This window comes from Plasticicumulans sp. (assembly GCF_035331805.1).
Classification (GTDB): Bacteria; Pseudomonadota; Gammaproteobacteria; order Competibacterales; family Competibacteraceae; genus Plasticicumulans.
The window spans coordinates 1-18,785 of the sequence record NZ_DAOLKE010000034.1 but is presented as its reverse complement, the minus strand read 5'-3'; the positions used below and the strand labels follow the sequence as shown (position 1 = coordinate 18,785).

The 18,785-nt window shown below is 68.8% G+C and carries 19 protein-coding genes; 9 read left to right on the top strand and 10 right to left on the bottom strand.

Annotated features, from left to right (window positions below; all coding sequences use genetic code 11):
- Window positions 1-111: 111 nt before the first annotated feature.
- The 4 genes from PKE44_RS04520 to PKE44_RS04505 all read right to left on the bottom strand — a co-directional run bounded on the left by PKE44_RS04520 (window position 112) and on the right by PKE44_RS04505 (window position 3,013).
- On the bottom strand, window positions 112-639 hold the full coding sequence (locus tag PKE44_RS04520; protein ID WP_324548500.1) for an ACT domain-containing protein: 528 nt from the start codon (window positions 637-639) through the stop codon (window positions 112-114).
- A 156-nt stretch (window positions 640-795) separates the two neighbouring features.
- Window positions 796-1,170: a DUF2237 domain-containing protein gene (locus PKE44_RS04515; protein ID WP_324548499.1), complete on the bottom strand. Its 375-nt coding sequence runs from the start codon at window positions 1,168-1,170 to the stop codon at window positions 796-798.
- 60 nt (window positions 1,171-1,230) lie between these two features.
- A complete protein-coding gene (locus PKE44_RS04510) occupies window positions 1,231-2,118 on the bottom strand; it encodes an AEC family transporter (protein WP_324548498.1) in 888 nt (295 codons plus the stop codon).
- Between the two features lie 40 nt (window positions 2,119-2,158).
- Window positions 2,159-3,013 carry an alpha/beta hydrolase gene (locus PKE44_RS04505; protein WP_324548497.1) on the bottom strand — a complete coding sequence of 285 codons (855 nt, stop codon included), beginning with the start codon at window positions 3,011-3,013 and terminating at the stop codon, window positions 2,159-2,161.
- Between the two features lie 82 nt (window positions 3,014-3,095).
- On the opposite strand from PKE44_RS04505, the gene PKE44_RS04500 reads away from it, so the two are divergent.
- Both PKE44_RS04500 and PKE44_RS04495 read left to right on the top strand, forming a co-directional pair.
- The gene (locus tag PKE44_RS04500; RefSeq protein WP_324548496.1) at window positions 3,096-3,833 is read left to right on the top strand and encodes an alpha/beta fold hydrolase; all 738 of its coding nucleotides are present in this window, start codon (window positions 3,096-3,098) and stop codon (window positions 3,831-3,833) included.
- A 52-nt stretch (window positions 3,834-3,885) separates the two neighbouring features.
- On the top strand, window positions 3,886-4,674 hold the full coding sequence (locus PKE44_RS04495; RefSeq protein ID WP_324548495.1) for a hypothetical protein: 789 nt from the start codon (window positions 3,886-3,888) through the stop codon (window positions 4,672-4,674).
- 3 nt (window positions 4,675-4,677) lie between these two features.
- Here PKE44_RS04495 and PKE44_RS04490 read toward each other — a convergent pair whose 3' ends face one another.
- The 5 genes from PKE44_RS04490 to nifH form a co-directional block, all read right to left on the bottom strand.
- The gene (locus PKE44_RS04490; protein WP_324548494.1) at window positions 4,678-6,525 is read right to left on the bottom strand and encodes a substrate-binding domain-containing protein; all 1,848 of its coding nucleotides are present in this window, start codon (window positions 6,523-6,525) and stop codon (window positions 4,678-4,680) included.
- A 210-nt stretch (window positions 6,526-6,735) separates the two neighbouring features.
- The gene (locus PKE44_RS04485; RefSeq protein WP_324548493.1) at window positions 6,736-7,083 is read right to left on the bottom strand and encodes a 2Fe-2S iron-sulfur cluster-binding protein; all 348 of its coding nucleotides are present in this window, start codon (window positions 7,081-7,083) and stop codon (window positions 6,736-6,738) included.
- A 213-nt stretch (window positions 7,084-7,296) separates the two neighbouring features.
- Window positions 7,297-8,835, bottom strand: a complete 1,539-nt coding sequence (nifK, locus tag PKE44_RS04480; protein ID WP_324548492.1) for a nitrogenase molybdenum-iron protein subunit beta — start codon at window positions 8,833-8,835, stop codon at window positions 7,297-7,299.
- 71 nt (window positions 8,836-8,906) lie between these two features.
- Window positions 8,907-10,361 carry a nitrogenase molybdenum-iron protein alpha chain gene (nifD, locus tag PKE44_RS04475; protein ID WP_324548491.1) on the bottom strand — a complete coding sequence of 485 codons (1,455 nt, stop codon included), beginning with the start codon at window positions 10,359-10,361 and terminating at the stop codon, window positions 8,907-8,909.
- Between the two features lie 144 nt (window positions 10,362-10,505).
- A complete protein-coding gene (gene nifH, locus PKE44_RS04470; protein WP_324548501.1) occupies window positions 10,506-11,381 on the bottom strand; it encodes a nitrogenase iron protein in 876 nt (291 codons plus the stop codon).
- Between the two features lie 601 nt (window positions 11,382-11,982).
- Between nifH and PKE44_RS04465 the strand changes: the two genes are divergently transcribed.
- The 7 genes from PKE44_RS04465 (at window position 11,983) to PKE44_RS04435 (ending at window position 18,466) form a co-directional block, all read left to right on the top strand.
- Window positions 11,983-12,843, top strand: a complete 861-nt coding sequence (locus PKE44_RS04465; RefSeq protein WP_324548490.1) for an NAD(+)--dinitrogen-reductase ADP-D-ribosyltransferase — start codon at window positions 11,983-11,985, stop codon at window positions 12,841-12,843.
- 23 nt (window positions 12,844-12,866) lie between these two features.
- Window positions 12,867-13,757: an ADP-ribosyl-[dinitrogen reductase] hydrolase gene (draG, locus tag PKE44_RS04460; RefSeq protein ID WP_324548488.1), complete on the top strand. Its 891-nt coding sequence runs from the start codon at window positions 12,867-12,869 to the stop codon at window positions 13,755-13,757.
- Window positions 13,758-13,914: 157 nt separating this feature from the next.
- Entirely contained in the window at window positions 13,915-14,217 is a 303-nt protein-coding gene (locus tag PKE44_RS04455; protein ID WP_324548487.1) for an MbtH family NRPS accessory protein, read from the top strand.
- Window positions 14,218-14,326: 109 nt separating this feature from the next.
- Complete coding sequence (locus tag PKE44_RS04450) at window positions 14,327-14,569, top strand: MbtH family NRPS accessory protein (protein ID WP_324548484.1); 243 nt, start codon at window positions 14,327-14,329, stop codon at window positions 14,567-14,569.
- A 187-nt stretch (window positions 14,570-14,756) separates the two neighbouring features.
- On the top strand, window positions 14,757-16,613 hold the full coding sequence (locus tag PKE44_RS04445; RefSeq protein ID WP_324548483.1) for a patatin-like phospholipase family protein: 1,857 nt from the start codon (window positions 14,757-14,759) through the stop codon (window positions 16,611-16,613).
- 152 nt (window positions 16,614-16,765) lie between these two features.
- Window positions 16,766-17,392 carry a riboflavin synthase subunit alpha gene (locus PKE44_RS04440; protein WP_324548482.1) on the top strand — a complete coding sequence of 209 codons (627 nt, stop codon included), beginning with the start codon at window positions 16,766-16,768 and terminating at the stop codon, window positions 17,390-17,392.
- Window positions 17,393-17,494: 102 nt separating this feature from the next.
- Window positions 17,495-18,466: a glucokinase gene (locus PKE44_RS04435; protein WP_324548481.1), complete on the top strand. Its 972-nt coding sequence runs from the start codon at window positions 17,495-17,497 to the stop codon at window positions 18,464-18,466.
- Window positions 18,467-18,475: 9 nt separating this feature from the next.
- Here PKE44_RS04435 and PKE44_RS04430 read toward each other — a convergent pair.
- Window positions 18,476-18,785 (bottom strand): sulfite exporter TauE/SafE family protein (locus tag PKE44_RS04430; protein WP_324548480.1); only part of this gene is annotated, 310 nt, incomplete at its 5' end.

Here is an 18,785-nt window from a genome sequence, read left to right as displayed (position 1 = left end):
CCGGCGGTGAGCGCACACCGGCAATCTCCTGATCTTCAGCCCTGCCCTCCAGAGCGGCCTGACATGAATCGATCGGCGATTCAGAAACTTGCGCAGTCCGGCAATCCGGGCTCAGGCACCGGCCGGTTCGGCGAGATCGAGATCGACCATCAGTTCGTTGGCCAGGGCTTCGAGTGCCGTGCGCAGTTCGTCGGCGGCGAGCGCCGGCGGCACGGCGAGCACGGCCTCGGCCTCGAACAGCATCTCGCCGGACATCGAGGCACTGACGCAGCGGGTTTCGAGACTCTCGATCGACACGCCGCGCCGGGCCAGCGCCTCGGCGATCTCGCGCACGATGCCGGGGCGGTCCTGACCGACCAGGTTCAGGTGCAGCAGCTTCGGCACCTGCGCCTGGGCGCCGGCGGCGCGCGCGACGGTGACCTTGAGGCCGACGCTGCCGAGTCCGGCGAGCGCATCCTCGAGGGCATCCTGCGTTTCCTCGGGCGCGGTCACGCGCAGCATGCCGGCGAACTGGCCGCCGAGCTGCGCCATGCGGCTTTCTTCCCAGTTCGCGCCGTGGCGGGCGATGACGGCGGCGATCGCCTCGACCAGACCGGGCCGGTCCGGGCCGATCACCGTGAGCACCAGGGACGTGTGCATGCGCTGCGACTCCGTGTTGGCAAAATTGGCAATGTTGTGAGAACTGGCCGGGCTGGCAAAAAGAACCGGAAGGATCTTCTGCGGGATCGGCAGAACGCCGGCGAGACCCCGCACGGGGCGGCGTGCTGGCCGTGCAGGATGATGCCTGCCGGCAGCTCAGGCCGGATCGAGCGCGTGCCGGCGCAGGTCGTCGAGGCGCACGTGTTCGAGCGCGCGCGCATGCGTGGCGGCGAGCAGCACCGGCGGCGCGACGCCGGCTTCGAGCGCCTCCTGCCAGCGGGCGGCGCACAGACACCAGCGGTCGCCGGGCCTGAGGCCCGGAAAACCCCAGGCCGGCAGCGGCGTCGACAGGTCGTTGCCGCATGCGCGCGAGAAGCGCAGGAACTCGGCGGTCACGCGCACGCAGACGGTGTGGCTGCCGGTGTCACCGGAATGGGCATCGCAGCAGCCGTTGCGCGTGAAGCCGGTCATCGGCAGCACCGAACAGACGGCCAGTGGTTCGCCGAGCACGTTGTGCTGTCGCTGGGTCATGGCGGAAGCCTCCTGCGGGGGGACGGGGCCGGACGGCAGGACTCGCCGCCGGACTGCGTTTCAGTGTGGCAATGCAAACCATAGCGCGGCCGGCAGCACCACGAGGCTGCCGAGGTTGCCGATCAGCACGATCGAGGCGACGCGCTCGGGCTCCTGGCGGTACTGCTCGGCCACCAGCACGTTCAGCACCGCCGGCGGCAGCGCCGCGAAGATCAGCAGCTGCGGGAACTGCGCCTCGTCGAGCGACAGCCACGGCAGCACCAGCCACAGGCTCGCGACCCCGGCCAGCGGTCCGGCGAAGGCCCCGGCCGTGCCGAGCTTCCAGTCGCGCAGGTTCACGTCGAGCAGGCGCACGCCGAGTGCGAACAGCAGCAGCGGGATCGACACCTGGCCCATCAGCTTGATGGTGTTGGCGAGCGGCGCCGGCAGCGTCAGGCCGAAGGCGCTGCAGGCGAGCCCGGCGATCGTCGCCTGGATCATCGGCATCTTCAGCAGCCGCCACGGTCGCGTGCGGTGATCGAGGATGTACAGGCCGACCGTGAAGTGCAGCACCATCTCGATGATGAACAGCACGACCGCCGCCTGCAGCGCCGTCTCGCCGAACGCGAACAGCGCCAGCGGGATGCCCATGTTGCCGCTGTTGTTGAACATCATCGGGGGAATGAAGGTACGCGCGTCGATGCCGGCCAGGCGCACGAACGGCCACAGCAGCAGCCCGGAACCGAGCACGACCGCGATGCCGCCGATGGCGAGGTCGCGATACAGATCAAAGTCGAGCGGCTTGTCGGCCAGCGCCCAGAACACCAGCGCCGGTGCGAACACCTCGACATTGAGCCGGTTGACGACGCTCATGTCCGGCCGGTGCCGGCGCCCCCACAGCGCGCCGACCGCCGCGATCGCGAACACCGGAAAGACGATGCCGCCGATGCGCAGCAGCAGCTCGATCAAGCGCGCCCCTTCGCGGGCCCCGGGGCCGGGCTGCCGGGCATCAGGCCGTCTCCGCCGTCGTGAGCCAGTCGCGCACGGTGGCGATCTGCTCGGCATTCATCAGCGCCGGCGCGTGGCCGCAGTTCGGGAACTCGACCAGCCGCGCCTTCGGGCCGCGCGTCGTCATCTCGCGCGCGACCGAGCGCGGCAGCACGTCGGAGGTCTCGCCGCGCAGCAGCAGCGTCGGGCAGCGGATGCGGTCCCACAGCGGCCAGAGGTCGATGTCGGCCATCGCCATCTGCCGGAAGGGCTCGGCGATGCCGGGGTCGTAGTTGAAGGCCCAGCGCCCGTCCCCGGTGCGCCGGCCGGAGTGCGCGAGCAGGTCCTGCCATTCGCCGTCGCTGGTCAGTCCGAACGGTGCCCAGATCGCGCGCGCGTACAGTTCGAAGTCCTCGCGCGTGTCGAACACCTGCGGCGCGCCGACGTAGGCGGCGATGCGTTCGAGCGATTCCTTCGGGATCAGCGGACCGACGTCGTTCAGCACCAGCCGGCGGATCGGGTGATTCGGCTGCGCGGCCAGCATCAGGCCGATCAGCCCGCCCATCGAGGTGCCGAGCCAGTCGACCTGTTCGGCGCCGCTGCGCGCGATCAGCGCGACCAGATCGGTCAGGTACTGCGGGTAGCCGTAGTCGAGCTTGTTGGCGAGCCAGTCACTGGCACCGCGCCCGACCACGTCCGGACAGATCACGCGGTAATCGGCCGCGAGCGCACGCGCCAGACGGTCGAAATCGCGGCCGTTGCGCGTCAGGCCGTGCACGCAGAACAGCACTTCGGGGTTGTCGGCCTCGCCCCACTCGACGTAACGCACGGTATGGAAGCCGCGCGGGCTCAGGGCCCGGATCGATCCGGTACGCATGGCGGGTGATCCTCAGGATGGAAAGTCGTCTGCCTGCAGAGCATACAATGCCCGTCCTTGCGGCGACGCGGAGACGCTAACGATGCCAGCCCTGCATCACATCGAAGCCGGCAGCGGCGAGGCACTCGTGCTGCTGCACAGCGGCGGCATGTGCCACGAGGAATGGAAGCCGCAGCTGCCGGCCTTCGCGAAGCACCACCGCACCATCGCCCCCGACCTGCCCGGTCACGGCGCGAGCCCGATGCGCGCCGCGCACCTGTCGATCGGCGACTGCGGCCGCGGCGTGCTCGACACGCTCGATGCGCTCGGCATCGAGCGCGCGCATCTGGTCGGCTCGTCGATGGGCGGTGCGACCGCGCTCTGGCTGGCCGTGCATCACCCGGCGCGGGTCGCGAAGCTGGTGCTGTACCGCGTCAGCTACCACAAGAACGAGCACACGCACGGCGGCACGCGCGAGATGGCCGATGCCGCCTACTGGCGCGGCGTCGGCCTCGCCGGCTGGCTGTCGCGCATCCACCAGCCGCAGGGCGGCCCGGATGCCTGGGAGCAGGTGATCACGCGCGTCTCGGAGGCCCTCGACCCGGCCACCTCCGATCACGCCCACACGATCGAGACGCTGCGCGAGCTGCGCTGCCCGACGCTGGTGGTCTGCGGCGACCGCGATCCGCTGGTGCCGATGGACGACGTGCTGGCGATGTACGACCACATCCCGGACTGCGGGCTGTGGCTGCTGCCGCACGCGACGCACGTGACCGCGACCAACACCTGGCGCGCCGAGGCCTTCGCCACCGAGGTGCTGCGCTTCCTGCAGCGGCGCTGATCGTCCGATCCGGCAGGGATGCGCCACCGCTCCCCGGGAGGGCCACTGCCGCATGTCATACCGAAGCCGCCATTGCCTCGCCCTGTTCGTCCTCGTTTCCGGCACGGCCCTGCCGGCCTTCGCCGGACCATGGCTGGCGCTCTGCGCGAAGTGCCTGAATCCGACCGTGTTCCGCACGCAGGGGCTCGATACCGCACACGCCGTCGCCGAGGCGCGCATCACGCGCGAGGCCGCCGCCGGCTGGTGCGAAAACTGGGAGCCCGGCCGGCCGGTCGCCGCCTGCGTGGCCGAACAGATGGCCGGCGACGATGCGAAGCGCATCTGGCGTGCCGAGGCCGACTGCACGGCCGGGCGCATCACGCCGGTCGATGGCGAGACCTACACCTTCGCCGGCGTCTGGCGCAGCGATGTCGGGCGCGGCCGCACGCGCTGGCGCGACGCGCAGGGCCGCATCGTCGGTCAGGACAACGCCAGCGGCGGACTCGGCATTGCCCAGCAGTGGGAGGTGCTCTGCCCGCGCACCGGCACCAGGCCGGGTTCGGCCGGCGGCCGTGCGCCGGTTCCGGCACCGCAGCCCGGGGCCGGAACCGGCGAACCGCCGCCGGCCAACGGCGGCGGCCACGGAAGCGGCGGCTTCGATGCGTTTTTCCCGGCACCGGCACCGGCGCCCGAGTACCGCGTCGGTCAGGCGGTCGAAGCGAAATACCTCAGCGACTGGCTGCCGGCGCGCATCGAGGCCGTGCGTCCGGCCCGGCGCGGCGGCTTCGAATACGACGTGCGCCTCGCCAACGGCAAGCGCGGCGCCGGTGTACCGCCGCGCCTGCTGCGCCCGGCGCCCTGAGCACTACATCACCCAGATCTCGACCCGGCGGTTGCGCTCCTGTCCGCTCGGCGAATCGTCGGCCGCGACCGGGTTGGCCGGTCCGAAGCCGCGCACGACCCGGGTCTGGATGCCGCGGGCCTGCAGTTCGCGGGCAATCTCCTGCGCGCGCTGCTGCGACAGCCTGAGGTTCTGCTCCGGACTGCCACGGGCATCGGTGAAGCCGAACAGCAGCACCTGGCGGCTGCGGTTCTCGGCCTGCGCGAGGTAGTCCGTGACCCGGCGCAGGTCGCGCTGCGCCTTGCCGTCGAGCAGTCCGCTGCCGGGGCGGAAGCGGAAGTTCACCGACAGGCGCAGCGCATCGCGCGTCAGTGACTCGTACTCCTTCGGGGCGTTCGGCGACAGCGCGACGCGCTGCGGGGCGACGCGCTGCGAGATGAAGCCGTGGGCCTCGACCACCTGCTGACCGTCGTTCTCGAGCGCGAACTCGACCAGTTCGCGGGCCATGCGGTTGTCGCCGGTCGGCGCCAGATAGAAGAACAGGCGGCGGGACAGCGGGTAATCCTCGGTCGCGACCGTGAACGGACTCGGCGCGCTCGGCACGGCATTGCCATCGCCGATCGCCAGCGCCCGCGCCATGCGCACGTAGGGCAGACCGATGAAGCCGATGCCGCCGGCGTCGGTCGCGACCCGATCCGACAGCTCGGGGCTGGATTCGAAGCGCTGTGCCTCGGGACTGAGCGGGTAGGCCTTGCCGAGCACCAGCGACTGGAAGGTGTCCCAGGTGCCGGAACGCTCGTCCCGCGCATAGATGTGCACCGGACCCGGCCTGCCGCCGAGTTCGGCCCAGTCGCGGATCTCGCCGGCGAAGAGCTTCGCGACCTGCTCGCGGCTCAGCGAGCGCAGCGGATTGGCCGGATGGACGATGATCGCGACGCCGTCGAGGCCGATGACGTGCTCGGCCGCCGGCGACGAGAAATCCCCGAGCGCGGCGAGCTTCCGGATTTCCTCGTCCCGGACCGGCCGCGATGCGGCACCGACGTCGGCCCGGCCATCGGCGAGGTCGGTGAAGGCCGTGCCGCTGCCGTGCGCGGCCAGTTCGATCGCGATCCGCCCCTCGCTGCCGGGCAGCGTCGCCTCGATGCGCATTTCCTCGGCCCGGGTGCCCGGCACGCGGCGCACGTCGCTCGCGCCGCGCCGGGCGAGGAAACGCTCGACCAGCGCCGGCGCGAGTTCGGCCCCGATCGTGTTCGAGCCATGGATGCGCAGCTTCACGGGAGCCGCTGCCGGCAGCGCTGCGACCGGCACCACCGGGAGCGCGGCGCTGGCTGCCGGTACGCTCCCGGCCGCGGCCGGCGCGATGTCCTCCGGCCGGGACAGGAGCTGGACCGGGGTGTTCGCCGCTTCCGCTGCGAGCGGCGCAGCCGCCTGCGTCACCGGCTTCGGCACCGTCACGGCTGCCGGAATCGCTGCGGGAGTCACGACTGCAGCCGGCTGCGGCACGACACTCGCCACAACCGGTGTGCGCCCCTGCCGGGGCTGAAGCGTCTGCCACTGCCAGCCGAGCACGCCGGCGGCCGCGAGCACCAGCACCATGCCGGCGACCAGCGCCGTGCGCGCACCGCGGCGCGCGGCCTTGTCCTGCCTCGCTTCCTGCACGGCGGCGCTGATCAGGGCGCGCACGCGCGCCGCAGCCTCGCGCACGGCCTCGTGCGGACTTTGTCCGGCTTCGGCGACGATGGTGTCGCGGTAGGCGGCATCGACACGCAGCCGGTCGATGTCGGGCTGGGCATGGGCATCCTGGCGCGCGAGTGCCCGCTTCAGCGCCCAGAGCGCCAGCGATAGTTCGGTTGCGGTGTCGGCTGCGCTCACGGCGGCTGTCCTCCTGCTCTGCCGTTCGAAACAAGGCGGCGCAGTGTGGCAACGCAGCATGAAACGCTGATGACAGAACGGTAAGGTTGGCGCTGCCCGCACGGACGACCGTCGCCTGGCGGTCACGGAACCGAAAAAAACCGACCCGCCGTGCAGGCGGCGGGTCGAGGCGCTTCCCTGGCAGCACCCGTCACCGGGTGCCGGCCGCAATCAGAACTTCACGAGGATGTCCTCGTTGCGCACGATGAACTGGCAGGCCAGGCGGTAGGGCGGCGGCACGTCGTTGACCTCGGCGTTGTCGATCTGCTCCGGCGTGATCTTGCCGGCGAGCTTCAGGACCGCCTTTTCCTTCTCCGTCAGCGCGATCGCGTACGGGGCGTTGGCGGTCAGCACGGTGACCTGCACGACGCAGGAACCGCACTCGCCGTTCTCGCACTCGAAGTGCACCGGGATCTTGTGCTGCTTGGCGACCGCCAGCAGCGTCTGCGTGTCGCCGGCCGTCGCGTAGACGGTGACATCCTTCTTCATGCTCGGCGAACTGAACGTAACGTTGGCCATGATCCTGATTCTCCAGATGTAACGACGGAAGCCTTCACGGTCGCCGGCCTTCAGCAACGGCACCCGCCCGAAATAGAGAGGCGGCCCCGGCTCTCCGCAGAAAGCGCACTCAGGGGGCCGCCGGGAGTGGGGGTCGGAGCCGGCGCCTCCGGTTCCCCCGCCCGCCCCGGGCTCGGGGCGGGTTTCACGCACGCGCGGTGCGTCCGGGCAGCCTCAGCGGATGATGTCGAAGCTGTAATCGGTCTTGGACGGGATGTTGGTGTCCTTGTCCATCTCGTCGAAGATCTTGTCGAGCAGCTTGACGAGCAGGTTCATGCCACCCTGATAGCCCCAGATCGGCGAGCGGTGGTGGTGGTGACGGTCGAACACCGGGAAGCCGATGCGGATCAGCGGGGTGCCGATGTCACGCTCCAGGTACTTGCCGTAGGTGTTGCCGATCAGGAAGTCGACCGGCTCCGTCGCCAGCAGCGAGCGCATGTGCCAGAGGTCCTTGCCGGCGTAGGCGACGCAGCCCTTGCCGAACGGCGAGCTGTTGAACAGCGCCTGCATCTTCTCGGCCCAGGCCTTGTTGCCGTTGGTCGAGAGCACGTGCTTCGGCTCGGCGCCGAGTTCGAGCAGGAACTCGGTCAGGCCGTAGCAGAGGTCCGGATCGCCGTAGATCGCGAAGCTCTTGCCGTGGATGTGCGCCTGCGAGTCGGCGATCGCGTCGACCAGACGGCCGCGCTCCTTCAGCAGCTCCGCCGGGATCTCCTTGCCGGTCAGCTCGGAGAGCGCCATCAGCAGGCGATCGGTGCCGGCGATGCCGACCGGGTGATTCAGCGCGACCGTCTGCTGGCCCTTGTCGGCGCAGTAGGCGAGCGTCTTCTCGGTGCAGTATTCCTGCATCGACAGCGTGGCCTTGGCGTTGACCGCGGCCTTCACGTCCTCGATCTTGGTGCCGCCGTCGTACATGCGGAATTCGCCATCGGTCGGCGTATCCCACACGTCGCTCTGGTCACCGATCAGCGTGTAGTCCACGCCCATCAGGCCGAGCACGCGCTTGAGCTCGCGGATGTTGCCGACGACGTAGCCGTCGAAACCGTTGATGAGGTTGATCGACTCGTTCGGGGTGCGCTCGGCGTTATCCCAGAAGTGCGTCAGCACGCCCTTCATCGAGTTGTCGTAGCCGGTCACGTGGCTGCCGACGAAGGCCGGGGTGTGCGCATACGGCACATCCATGTCCATCGGCACCGAGCCCTTTTCCTTGGCGGTCTTGATGAAGGCGTTGAGGTCGTCACCGATGACTTCCGCCATGCAAGTGGTCGACACGGCGATCATCTTCGGCTTGTACATCGCGTTGCTGTTCGCGAGGCCGTCGATCATGTTCTGCAGGCCGCCGAACACCGCGGCGTCTTCGGTCATCGACGAGGAGACGCAGCTGGTCGGCTCCTTGAAGTGACGGCTGAAGTGCGAGCGGTAGTACGCAACGCAACCCTGCGAACCGTGCACGAACGGCAGCGTGCTCTCGAAGCCGACCGCGGCGAACACCGCACCGAGCGGCTGACAGGCCTTGGCCGGATTCACCGTCAGGGCTTCGCGGGCGAAATTCTTTTCGCGGTATTCCCAGCTCTTCGCCCACTCGCGGACGCGCTCAAGTTCTTCCGCCGGCACCGCGTCCTCGAAGTTCTTCTTCTTGGACTCGAACATCTCCACATATTCCGGCTCGCGGAACAGCTTGAAGTGGTCCAGCACCTTTTCAGCGTTCTGGCTCATGGCCTGTCTCCAAAATCACATGAATTCGGGTAAAGGCGGGGCGTATGTCGGCTTGCCGCCCCGCACGCTAATCACTTCTTCCACGGCGCCTTGGTCAGGCCCCAGACCGGCGAGTTGATCGCCATGTCCATGTCACGGGCGAAGATGGCGAAGCCGTCGTAGCCGTGATACGGACCGGAGTAGTCCCAGGAGTGCATCTGACGGAACGGCACGCCCATCTTCTGGAACACGTACTTTTCCTTGATGCCGGAACCGACCAGGTCGGGCTGGACCTTCTCGACGAACTTCTCGAACTCGAAGCCGGTGACGTCGTCGTAAATCAGCGTGCCGTCCTTCACGTAATGCGTGGTGCGCTGGTAGTCGTCGTTGTGGGCGAACTCATAACCCGTGCCGACCACTTCCATGCCCAGATCTTCGTAGGCACCGATCACGTGACGCGGGCGCAGGCCGCCGACGAACAGCATGACCTTCTTGCCTTCGAGGCGCGGCCGGTACTTGGCGATGACGGCATCCGTCAGGGCCTTGTACTTGGCGATCACGCGCTCGGCATTGGCCTTGATCGTGTCGTCGAAATGCGCGGCGATGGCACGCAGCGATTCCTCGATCTTGGTCGGGCCGAAGAAGTTGTATTCGAGCCAGGGAATGTTGTACTTCTCTTCCATGTGCCGCGAGATGTAATTCATCGAGCGGTAGCAGTGGATGAGGTTCAGCTTCGCCTTCGGGGTCTTCTCGAGCTCGGCCAGCGTGCCGTCACCGGACCACTGGGCGATCACGCGCAGGCCCATCTCTTCGAGCAGGATGCGCGAGGACCAGGCGTCGCCGCCGATGTTGTAGTCGCCGATGATCGTCACGTCGTACGGCGTCGGCACGAAGCCTTCGATCTCGCCGGTGGACTTGTCGAACACCCAGTCACGGATCGCGTCGTTGGCGATGTGGTGGCCGAGCGACTGCGAAACGCCGCGGAAGCCCTCGCAACGCACCGGAACGATGGTCTTGCCTTCGTATTCCTTGGACTTCTTCTTCGCGACGGCTTCGATGTCGTCGCCGATCAGGCCGATCGGGCATTCGGACTGGATCGAGATGCCCTTGTTCAGCGGGAACAGGACCTGAATCTCGTCGATGATCTTTTCGAGCTTCTTGTCACCGCCGAAGACGATGTCCTTTTCCTGGAAATCGGACGTGAACTGCATCGTGCCGAAGGAATCGATGCCGGTCGTGCCGATGAAGTAGTTACGGCGCGAGGCCCAGGAGTACTGGCCGCAGCCGACCGGACCGTGCGAGATGTGGACCATGTCCTTGATCGGACCCCACACCACGCCCTTGGAACCGGCGTACGCGCAACCACGGATGGTCATGACACCGGGCAGCGACTTGATGTTGGACTTGACGCCGCAATCCGGCTTGCCGCCTTCATACGCGTTCAGATGCTTCTGGCGCTTCTTCTTCGCCTTCTCGGGATAAACTTCGAGAACTTCCGCGATCAGCGCCTTGTTGCGCGCCTTGATGTCTTCAGCCGTCGAGCTCATCTGGCCCTCCCAGAATCGGAATCCTGTTTACGATGCGGCAAACCCATTCGCCGATGGGCGGGACGGAACGGGATGCCGCCGCGTGTGGTTTACCCCCGTCCCGGCCCTCCCCCGCATTTTCGGAGGGAGGGCTCGCGGCGCCGATCAGGCCGCCGACGCCGCCTTGCCGACGATGGACTCGTCTTCCTTCGTCATGATGCCGAACTCCATGAGCATGTCTTCGAGTTCGTCCATCGTGATCGGGGTCGGAATGACGCCCTTGCCGGCGTTGTTGTGAACCTTTTCCGCCAGCTGACGATACTCGCCGGCCTGCTTGCAGTTCGGGTCGTATTCGATGACGGTCATGCGACGCAGCTCGGCGTGCTGCACGACGTTGTCACGCGGCACGAAGTGAATGAGCTTGGTGCCGAGCTTGCCGGCCAGCGCTTCGGCCAGTTCCAGTTCCTTGTCGGTCTTGCGCTCGTTGCAGATCAGGCCGCCGAGGCGCACGCCGCCCGAGGACGCGTACTTCAGGATGCCCTTGGAAATGTTGTTGGCCGCGTACATGGCCATCATTTCGCCGGACATGACGATGTAGATTTCCTGGGCCTTGTTCTCGCGGATGGGCATCGCGAAACCGCCGCAGACCACGTCGCCGAGCACGTCGTAGGAGACGTAATCAACGCCGTCATACGCGCCGTTCTCTTCCAGGAAGTTGATCGAGGTGATGACACCGCGACCGGCGCAGCCGACGCCCGGCTCCGGACCACCCGACTCGACGCAGCGGATGTCGCGGAAACCGATCTTCATGACGTCTTCGATTTCCAGATCCTCGACGCTGCCGGCTTCGGCGGCGAGCGAGAGCACCGTGTCCTGGGCCTTTGCGTGCAGGATCAGGCGGGTGGAGTCAGCCTTCGGGTCGCAGCCGACGATCAGGATCTTCTGACCCATTTCCGCGAGCGCGGCGAGGGTGTTCTGGGAGGTGGTGGACTTGCCGATTCCACCCTTGCCGTAGAAGGCAATCTGCCTAAGCGTGCTCATTTGCCGTCTTCCTTCGAGATCAGGTTTCAGGATTTTGTTAACCATCGGGACCTTGCTGCTCCCCACGAGCTAATGAGCAACCGGCGTGCCAAACTCGATAAAATAATACAAGTCATTGATTGAAAATGGATAAAAAGACTCCGGACACAAGGCTGCATGACTGTCGCACCGTGTGTCCTCTCCGACAAATCCGGACATTCGGCCGAATGCCGACAGACCGCGTGCAGGCCGCCGGCTACCCGTCCCGTTTCCTGAATGACCGGCAATGAATTGATCTGGATCAATCCCGGCCGATGCCCTGAATTAGCCGATCGCACGCGCGTACGCGCGCGCGTGCTCCGGCATGTGGATTGCTCACGGTTTCCCGGATCGGCGATTTGTCGGCTTTGGGCTGCAGCCGGCGGCAGCCGGCACGACAAAGCCGACATGAATGCCGACATGAACACCGACACGACAGCCGACAGACAGCCGACACGAAAACCGGCAGGGCGCAGCCCGGCAGCGGCCGGGTCCGTGACAGGACCGGCGATGCCGGCCGCAGCGCAGGCGCCGGGACCACGACAAGAACGAGCAGGAACGAGGAACGAGGAGGAGTTGCCTGATGAGCCTGACCCGGACCGGCACCGAAAACACGCCGCACACCCCCGAACCGACACCGTTGTCGCGCATCGGCCACAGCACGCCGCTGGTCGGCGTGCCGGCGGCGGTGATCGCGAGCCTTGCGTACAACGACGCCCCGGTGCCGCTGGTGATCCCGGCCGTGCGCGAGACCAACCGGGCGCTGTACTCGAAGCTCGCCGAATGCCCGGACGCGCGCTCGGCCGGGCAGATCTTCCAGGACTACATGGACGTGGTGTTCGGCCTCGCCCGCCCGGACGAACCGGCCTGCGGCGCCTGCCGGCGCTTTCGCGCGAGCTACCTGCGCCTGCTCAAGGGCTGGGCCTTCGACGCCAGCAACCCCGAGGGTGCGGTGCTCAAGGGCTGGGTCGAGAGCCGCTTCGGCCTGTTCCCGACCTGGCACAAGGCGGCGCTGACGCGCTTCTCCAGCCCGCAGTGGATCGCCTATGTCGAGGAGAAGATGGCGCCGCGCTTCCACAACAACGCGGTGCACGCGCAGCTCGACCTGCTGTACAGCTTCTGCCAGTGGCGGCTCGAACATTTCCCGCTGCTGCCGCCCCCGGCCCGGCACCTGCGGCTGTACCGCGGCGTCAACGATCTCACCGAGCACCCGCTGGTGCAGCGCATCGACAAGCGCACGGCGCAGCTGCGCCTGAACAACCTCAGTTCCTTCAGCGCCGATCGCGACCGCGCCGGCGAGTTCGGCGACTGCATCCTCGAAGCCGAGGTGCCGCTGACCAAGATCCTGTTCTTCAACGACCTGCTGCCGAAGCACATGCTCAAGGGCGAGGGCGAGTACCTCGTCATCGGCGGCGACTACCGCGTGCGCACCAGCTGGCTCTGATGCCGCATGCCCGGAGCCCTGCGATGTACGACAGTGACGTTCGCGACCGCGCCCTGGGCGCCTACCTCGGCCTGGCGCTCGGCGATGCGCTCGGTGCAACCGTGGAATTCCTGACCGCGCGCGAAATCGCCGCGCAGCACGGCCGGCACGACGAGATCAAGGGCGGCGGCTGGCTGAAGCTCAGGGCCGGCGCCGTCACCGACGACACGCAGATGTCGATGGCGCTCGGGCTGGCGCTGATCGAGTCCGGCGGCTGGCAGCTGACGGCGATCGCCGAAGCCTGGGCCGAGTGGCTGCGCAGCAAGCCGGCCGATGTCGGCAACACCTGCCGGCGCGGCATCCGGCGCTACCTGAAGGACGGCTCGCTGCTGACTCCGGAGAGCGCCGACGCCGGCAACGGTGCGGCGATGCGCAACGTGCCGGTCACCATCGTCACGCTCGGCCACCCGAGGGCGCTGGTCAAGCGTTCGCTGGAACAGGCGCGCTTCACGCATCACAACCCGCTCTCCGACGCCGCCACCGTCACGCTCGGGCAGATGACACAGACGCTGATGCTCGGCGGCACGACCGCCGACTGCCGCCTCCAGGCCGACACGCTGATCGCGTCGCACCGGCAGTTCCGCTTCGAGCCCTATCCGGGCCAGGCCGGCGGCTACATCGTCGATACCGTGCAGACGGTGTTCGATGCCTTCTTCGCCGAGGAGGACTTCGAGGCCTGCCTGATCCGCACCGTCAACCGCGGCGGCGATGCCGACACCACCGGCGCGATCGTCGGCCAGCTCGCCGGCGCCCGCTGCGGCGCCAGCCGCCTGCCGCGGCGCTGGCTGAAGAAGCTCGATCCGTCCGTGCACGCGGCGATCGTCGCGCAGACCGACGGGCTGCTGGCACTGGCCGCCGCCGCCGCGGCCTGCTGAGGCCGGCAAGCACGGCCTGCGTGGAATTTCCGGGGAACTCCTGCCCGGATTCCCGCACAAAATCCGGGCTTGCCGCAGTGCATCATTTGCTGGCAAAAGGCCAGCAGGTACCGGTCGCAACCCCGCGCATCCGGACCCGGCCTGCAGGAGGACAGCCATGGGCGTCGTCGTCGATACCGCGATCCGCTATGCCGTGATGATCGGCAGCAACGGCGAATATTCACTCTGTCGCGCCGAACGCTGTCCGCCGCCGGGCTGGCGGCTCGAAGGCACCGAAGGCACGCGCTCGGAATGCATGGCCTGCGTGCAGGCGCACGCCGCTCCCGCGGTTTTCGCAGCCGCCCCGGATGCAGGCGGGGATGACGTACCGGCAGCCGATGACGTACAGCCCCCTGCACTGCCGGCCGGCCGGCGTCGTTCCCGCCCTGCCCACACCGGCCGCGACTCCCTGACGAACTGAAACTGCAGGCTCCGTCACGAAAGCCGCGCTTGCCGGCAGCGGCGGCTGCTTGCCGACAGACTCCCGGAGCACCGCAAACCCGGCGGTGAACCGGCACGGGAGTCCGACGATGAGCAGTTACGATGAACAGGAAGACACCACCCTCTATGCCGTGGTCGTCAACCACGAGGAGCAGTACTCGATCTGGCCCGCCGACCGGGAGCTGCCCCTGGGCTGGACGCATGAAGGCACGCAGGGCAACAAGCAGACCTGCCTTGCCCACATCGAGCAGGTCTGGACCGACATGCGCCCGCTGAGCCTGCGCAGGAAGATGGAGGAAGACGCCCGGCGCGCCGCCGAATCCGGCGACTGATGCACCCCGGCGCCCTCACCGGCCCCTCCCCGGACGGGCCGGTGCCGTTTCAGCCCGCCGCCATCCGCCCGGGCGCCCGCCGGCATCCTTTCCGGATGTTCACCTGCGCATTGCGCCAGGTGTTGCACGCCTCTGCTATGTCCTGACCGCACGTGCCACGGGGGCACGCACCGCGGGAGGACGGAACATGGGCGACAACAACAATGAGCCGGTTTTCGACATCGCGCTGACCATGGCCGGCGCGGTGTCGGCCGGCGCCTACACGGCCGGGGTGCTGGATTTCCTGGTCGAGGCGCTGACCGCCTTCGAGGCCGAAAAGGCCAGGCAGCCGGGCAGGTATCCCTGGCGCGTGCGCATCCGCGTGATCAGCGGCGCTTCGGCCGGCGCCATCGTCGGCGCGATCTTCGCCTCGACGCTGCGCCCGGGCGTGACGCCGGTGCGCACGCAGCACCCGGCAGCCGGCGCCAGCAACCCGCTGTTCGACGCCTGGGTCGAGCGCGTCGACATTTCCGGCCTGCTCGGCACCGCCGACCTCAGGCAGGGGCCGCTCAGTTCGCTGCTCGATTCGACCGCGCTCGATCGCATCGCCGCGCAGGCGCTCGCCGTCGACTGGGCCGCAGGGGCTGCGTCGCTGCCGGCCTTCGTCAGCCAGCCGCTCGATCTGTACTTCACGCTCAACAACCAGCGCGGCGTGCCCTACGGCATCGATTTCCGCGGCGACGCCGCGCAGGCGGTCTACGGCATGACGCTGCACGCCGACAGCATCCGCTTCCGGCTCGACCCCGGCAGCACGGCCAGCGAGGACGGCGAGACCATCGTGCTCGGCCGCCAGAACGGCACCGGCGGCGGCTGGGGCCAGCTCGGCCAGGCCGCGCTCGCGAGCGGCGCCTTCCCGGTCGGCCTCGCGCCGCGGGCGCTCAAGCGCACGCAGGCCGAGATCTACAACCAGCGGCTGTGGACGCTGCCCGAGTTCCATGCGGCCCGACCCGATGTCATTGCCCGCTGCACCGTACAGGCCAGAATCCCGACCGCGCTGCCGGCCACGGTCTGCACGCGCGCCTACGACTACGTCAACGTCGATGGCGGCACCATCGACAACGAGCCCTTCGAGATCGGCCGGCGCACGCTCGCCGAAGACCATGGCCGCGAACACAACCCGCGCAGCCCGCACGAGGCCGACTGCGCGGTGCTGATGATCGACCCGTTCCCGTGCCCGCCGGTGTTCACCGAGGACTACCAGGTGCCCGAGGGCCTGAAGCTGATCCCGGCGATCAAGCACCTGCTCAGCGCCGCGATCCAGCAGATGCGCTTCAAGCTGCCCGAGCTGATGCTCGCCGATCATCCGGATGTCTACAGCCGCTTCCTGATCACGCCGGTGCGCTACGCAGCCGACGGCAGGCGCGTGCAGCTGCCCGGCACACCGATCGCGTGCGGCACGCTCGGCGGCTTCGGCGGCTTCCTGAACCGCGCCTTCCGCGCCCACGACTACCTGCTCGGGCGCCTGAACTGCCAGCAGTTCCTGCGCCGGCACTTCGTGCTCGCCGGCGACAACCCGCTGTTCGGCGGCACGGCCGGCGCCGGGTCCGAATACGACCGCCTGTACGGTTTTGAGGACCGCTACGATCAGAAACCGGTGCAGCTGGTCCCGATCCTGCCGCTGTTCGGCAGCGCCGCCGGTGCGGCGATCGACGGCTTCCAGCCGCAGGCTCCGTTCGGCCTGCCGTGGCCGCAGATCCGCGAATCCGAGCTGCAACCGGTGCAGGGCGGCCTGAAGACCCGCGCCGATGCCGTGGTCGGGGCGCTGCTGAAGGAGAACGTCAGATCCGTCCTCGGGCGCCTGGCGCTGAACAGCGCCTGGAGCGTGTTCGGCCGCCGCCGCGTGCTCGACAAGGCCATGGACATGATCCGCGACGCCCTCGCCGTCGCCGGCCTGCTCGCCGGCGTTGCGCCGCCACCGGTGCCGACCGGTGGTCCGGACCGCACGCTGCCGCCGGTGCGCAGCCTGGATGCCGGGGCGCCGGGCGGGAAGGTCAGCAACGGCTGAACGTCTGCTCCGGGCCTCATCGGCAGCGGCTGCCGACACCCCGCCCGCGTTACCATCCGCAGGACCCGCTTCCTGTTGCGGTGCAGCGCCCCCGTGCGACCGGCACGCACGGGTCCGCAGCACCGCCCGCCCCGTCCTCCGGAGGTATCGCCATGTTCACCGGCATCGTCCAGGCCGCCGTGCCCGTCGTCGCGCTCGTCGAGCGTCCGCAACTCGTCACCCTGACGCTGGAGCTGCCCGAGCGGCTGTGCACCGGGCTTGCGATCGGCTCCAGCGTCGCGGTCAACGGCACCTGCCTGACCATCACCGGCTTCGAGGGCCGGCTCGTGCATTTCGATGCGATGCTGGAGACGCTGCGCGTGACCAACCTCGGCCGGCTCGCGGTCGGGGATCGCGTCAACGTCGAGCGCGCGGCGCGCCACGGCGACGAGATCGGCGGCCACGTGCTGTCGGGCCATGTGCATGCACTCGCCGAAATCATTCGCATCGAGCGGCCCGAGAACAATCACGAAGTCGTGTTCCGGGCGCCGGCGGCGCTGATGAAGTACCTGCTGCCGAAGGGTTTCGTGGCGCTGAACGGCTGCAGCCTGACCATCGGCCGCGTCGAGGGCGACACCTTCGATGTCTGGCTGATTCCGGAAACCCTGCGCGCCACCACCTACGGCGAACTGCAGGTCGGCGCACTCGTGAACCTCGAGATCGACGCCCAGACCCAGGCCATCGTCGATACCGTCGAGCGCGTGCTCGCCGAGCGCGGGCTGCTGGCAGCGGCCGGCTGAACGCCGGACGCGGAACACCGGCGCCCGCAGGGCGTCGGTATCCGGCAATCCCTTCGCTCCTCCCCTTCCTTTCTTCCCTCCCCGCTGCCGAGTCCGTTGCCCATGTCTTCGAGCGCTTCCGACCGCACGCCCGACCTGATCGCCGACATCGGCGGCACCAATGCCCGTTTCGCGCTCAGCGACGGCCCGGGCAGCACGCCGCGCGCCGTGCAGGTGCTCGCGACCTCGGCCTACGCCGATCTCGCCGGGGCGGCCGACGCCTATCTGCGGCACGCCGGCGGGCCGCGACCGCAGCGGGCGGCGGTGGCGATCGCCAATCCGGTCACCGGCGATCGCGTCGAGATGACCAACAATGCCTGGCGCTTCTCGCGCGAGGCGACGCGCACGGCGCTCGGTCTTGAGCGGCTCGAACTGCTCAACGACTTCAAGGCGCTGGCGCTGTCGCTGCCGCTGCTCGCCGGTGAGGCGCTGCAGCAGGTCGGCGGCACGGTGCCGGTCGCGGGCACGGCGATCGGGCTGATCGGCCCCGGCACCGGGCTCGGGGTGTCCGGGCTGCTGCCGGACGGGCACGGCGGCTGGCGCGCGATCGAGGGCGAGGGCGGGCACGTGAGCTTCAGCCCGGCCGATGCGCTGGAGCTTGAAATCCTGCGCTGGGCGCTCGCCCGCCACCCGCACGTGTCGGTCGAGCGGCTGGTCTCCGGCGCGCTCGGCCTGCCGAACCTGCATCAGGCGCTCGCCGAGATCGACGGCCTGCCGGCCGAGGCGATGGCGGCGCCCGAGATCGTGCAGCGCGGCACCAGCGGCGACTGCGCGCTGTGCCGGCGGGTGCTGACGGTGTTCTGCGCCATGCTCGGCACCGCGGCCGGCAATCTGGCGCTGACGCTCGGCGCGCGCGGCGGCGTCTACATCGGCGGCGGCATCGTGCCGCGCTTCCCGGAGTTCTTCGCCGCCTCGCCGTTCCGGGCGCGCTTCGAGCATCGCGGCCGGTTCACGACCTATCTGCAGCCGATCCCGTGCTTCGTGATCCATGCCCCCGATGCGGCGCTGCGCGGCGCAGCGGCAGCACTCGACTGAACGACCGCTTCAGGCCGATGCGAGCATCGCGCCGGCGGTCGCGACGATGCCGAGCGCGAACAGCGCACGCAGCCGCCGCTCCGGCAGCCGGTGCGCGAATGCAACCCCGGCCGACACGCTCAGCACACCGCCGAAGGCCAGCGCCAGCCCGAGCGGCCAGTCGACGGCGCCGGCACGGGCATAGGCGAACAGCGCCGCGGCCGAGCCGGGCGTGACCAGCGCCAGCGCCAGGCCTTGCGCAACCGCCTGACGCGTGCCGAACAGCCCGGTCAGCAGCGGCACCGCGGCGATGCCGCCGCCGACGCTGAACAGTCCCGAC

Coding starts and splice junctions, on each gene's coding strand:
- PKE44_RS04520 (WP_324548500.1), bottom strand. CDS start 639: ATGCACACGTCCCTGGTGCTCACGGTGATCGGCCCGGACCGGCCCGGT.
- PKE44_RS04515 (WP_324548499.1), bottom strand. CDS start 1,170: ATGACCCAGCGACAGCACAACGTGCTCGGCGAACCACTGGCCGTCTGT.
- PKE44_RS04505 (WP_324548497.1), bottom strand. CDS start 3,013: ATGCGTACCGGATCGATCCGGGCCCTGAGCCCGCGCGGCTTCCATACC.
- PKE44_RS04500 (WP_324548496.1), top strand. CDS start 3,096: ATGCCAGCCCTGCATCACATCGAAGCCGGCAGCGGCGAGGCACTCGTG.
- PKE44_RS04495 (WP_324548495.1), top strand. CDS start 3,886: ATGTCATACCGAAGCCGCCATTGCCTCGCCCTGTTCGTCCTCGTTTCC.
- PKE44_RS04485 (WP_324548493.1), bottom strand. CDS start 7,083: ATGGCCAACGTTACGTTCAGTTCGCCGAGCATGAAGAAGGATGTCACC.
- nifK (WP_324548492.1), bottom strand. CDS start 8,835: ATGAGCCAGAACGCTGAAAAGGTGCTGGACCACTTCAAGCTGTTCCGC.
- nifD (WP_324548491.1), bottom strand. CDS start 10,361: ATGAGCTCGACGGCTGAAGACATCAAGGCGCGCAACAAGGCGCTGATC.
- nifH (WP_324548501.1), bottom strand. CDS start 11,381: ATGAGCACGCTTAGGCAGATTGCCTTCTACGGCAAGGGTGGAATCGGC.
- PKE44_RS04465 (WP_324548490.1), top strand. CDS start 11,983: ATGAGCCTGACCCGGACCGGCACCGAAAACACGCCGCACACCCCCGAA.
- draG (WP_324548488.1), top strand. CDS start 12,867: ATGTACGACAGTGACGTTCGCGACCGCGCCCTGGGCGCCTACCTCGGC.
- PKE44_RS04455 (WP_324548487.1), top strand. CDS start 13,915: ATGGGCGTCGTCGTCGATACCGCGATCCGCTATGCCGTGATGATCGGC.
- PKE44_RS04450 (WP_324548484.1), top strand. CDS start 14,327: ATGAGCAGTTACGATGAACAGGAAGACACCACCCTCTATGCCGTGGTC.
- PKE44_RS04445 (WP_324548483.1), top strand. CDS start 14,757: ATGGGCGACAACAACAATGAGCCGGTTTTCGACATCGCGCTGACCATG.
- PKE44_RS04440 (WP_324548482.1), top strand. CDS start 16,766: ATGTTCACCGGCATCGTCCAGGCCGCCGTGCCCGTCGTCGCGCTCGTC.
- PKE44_RS04435 (WP_324548481.1), top strand. CDS start 17,495: ATGTCTTCGAGCGCTTCCGACCGCACGCCCGACCTGATCGCCGACATC.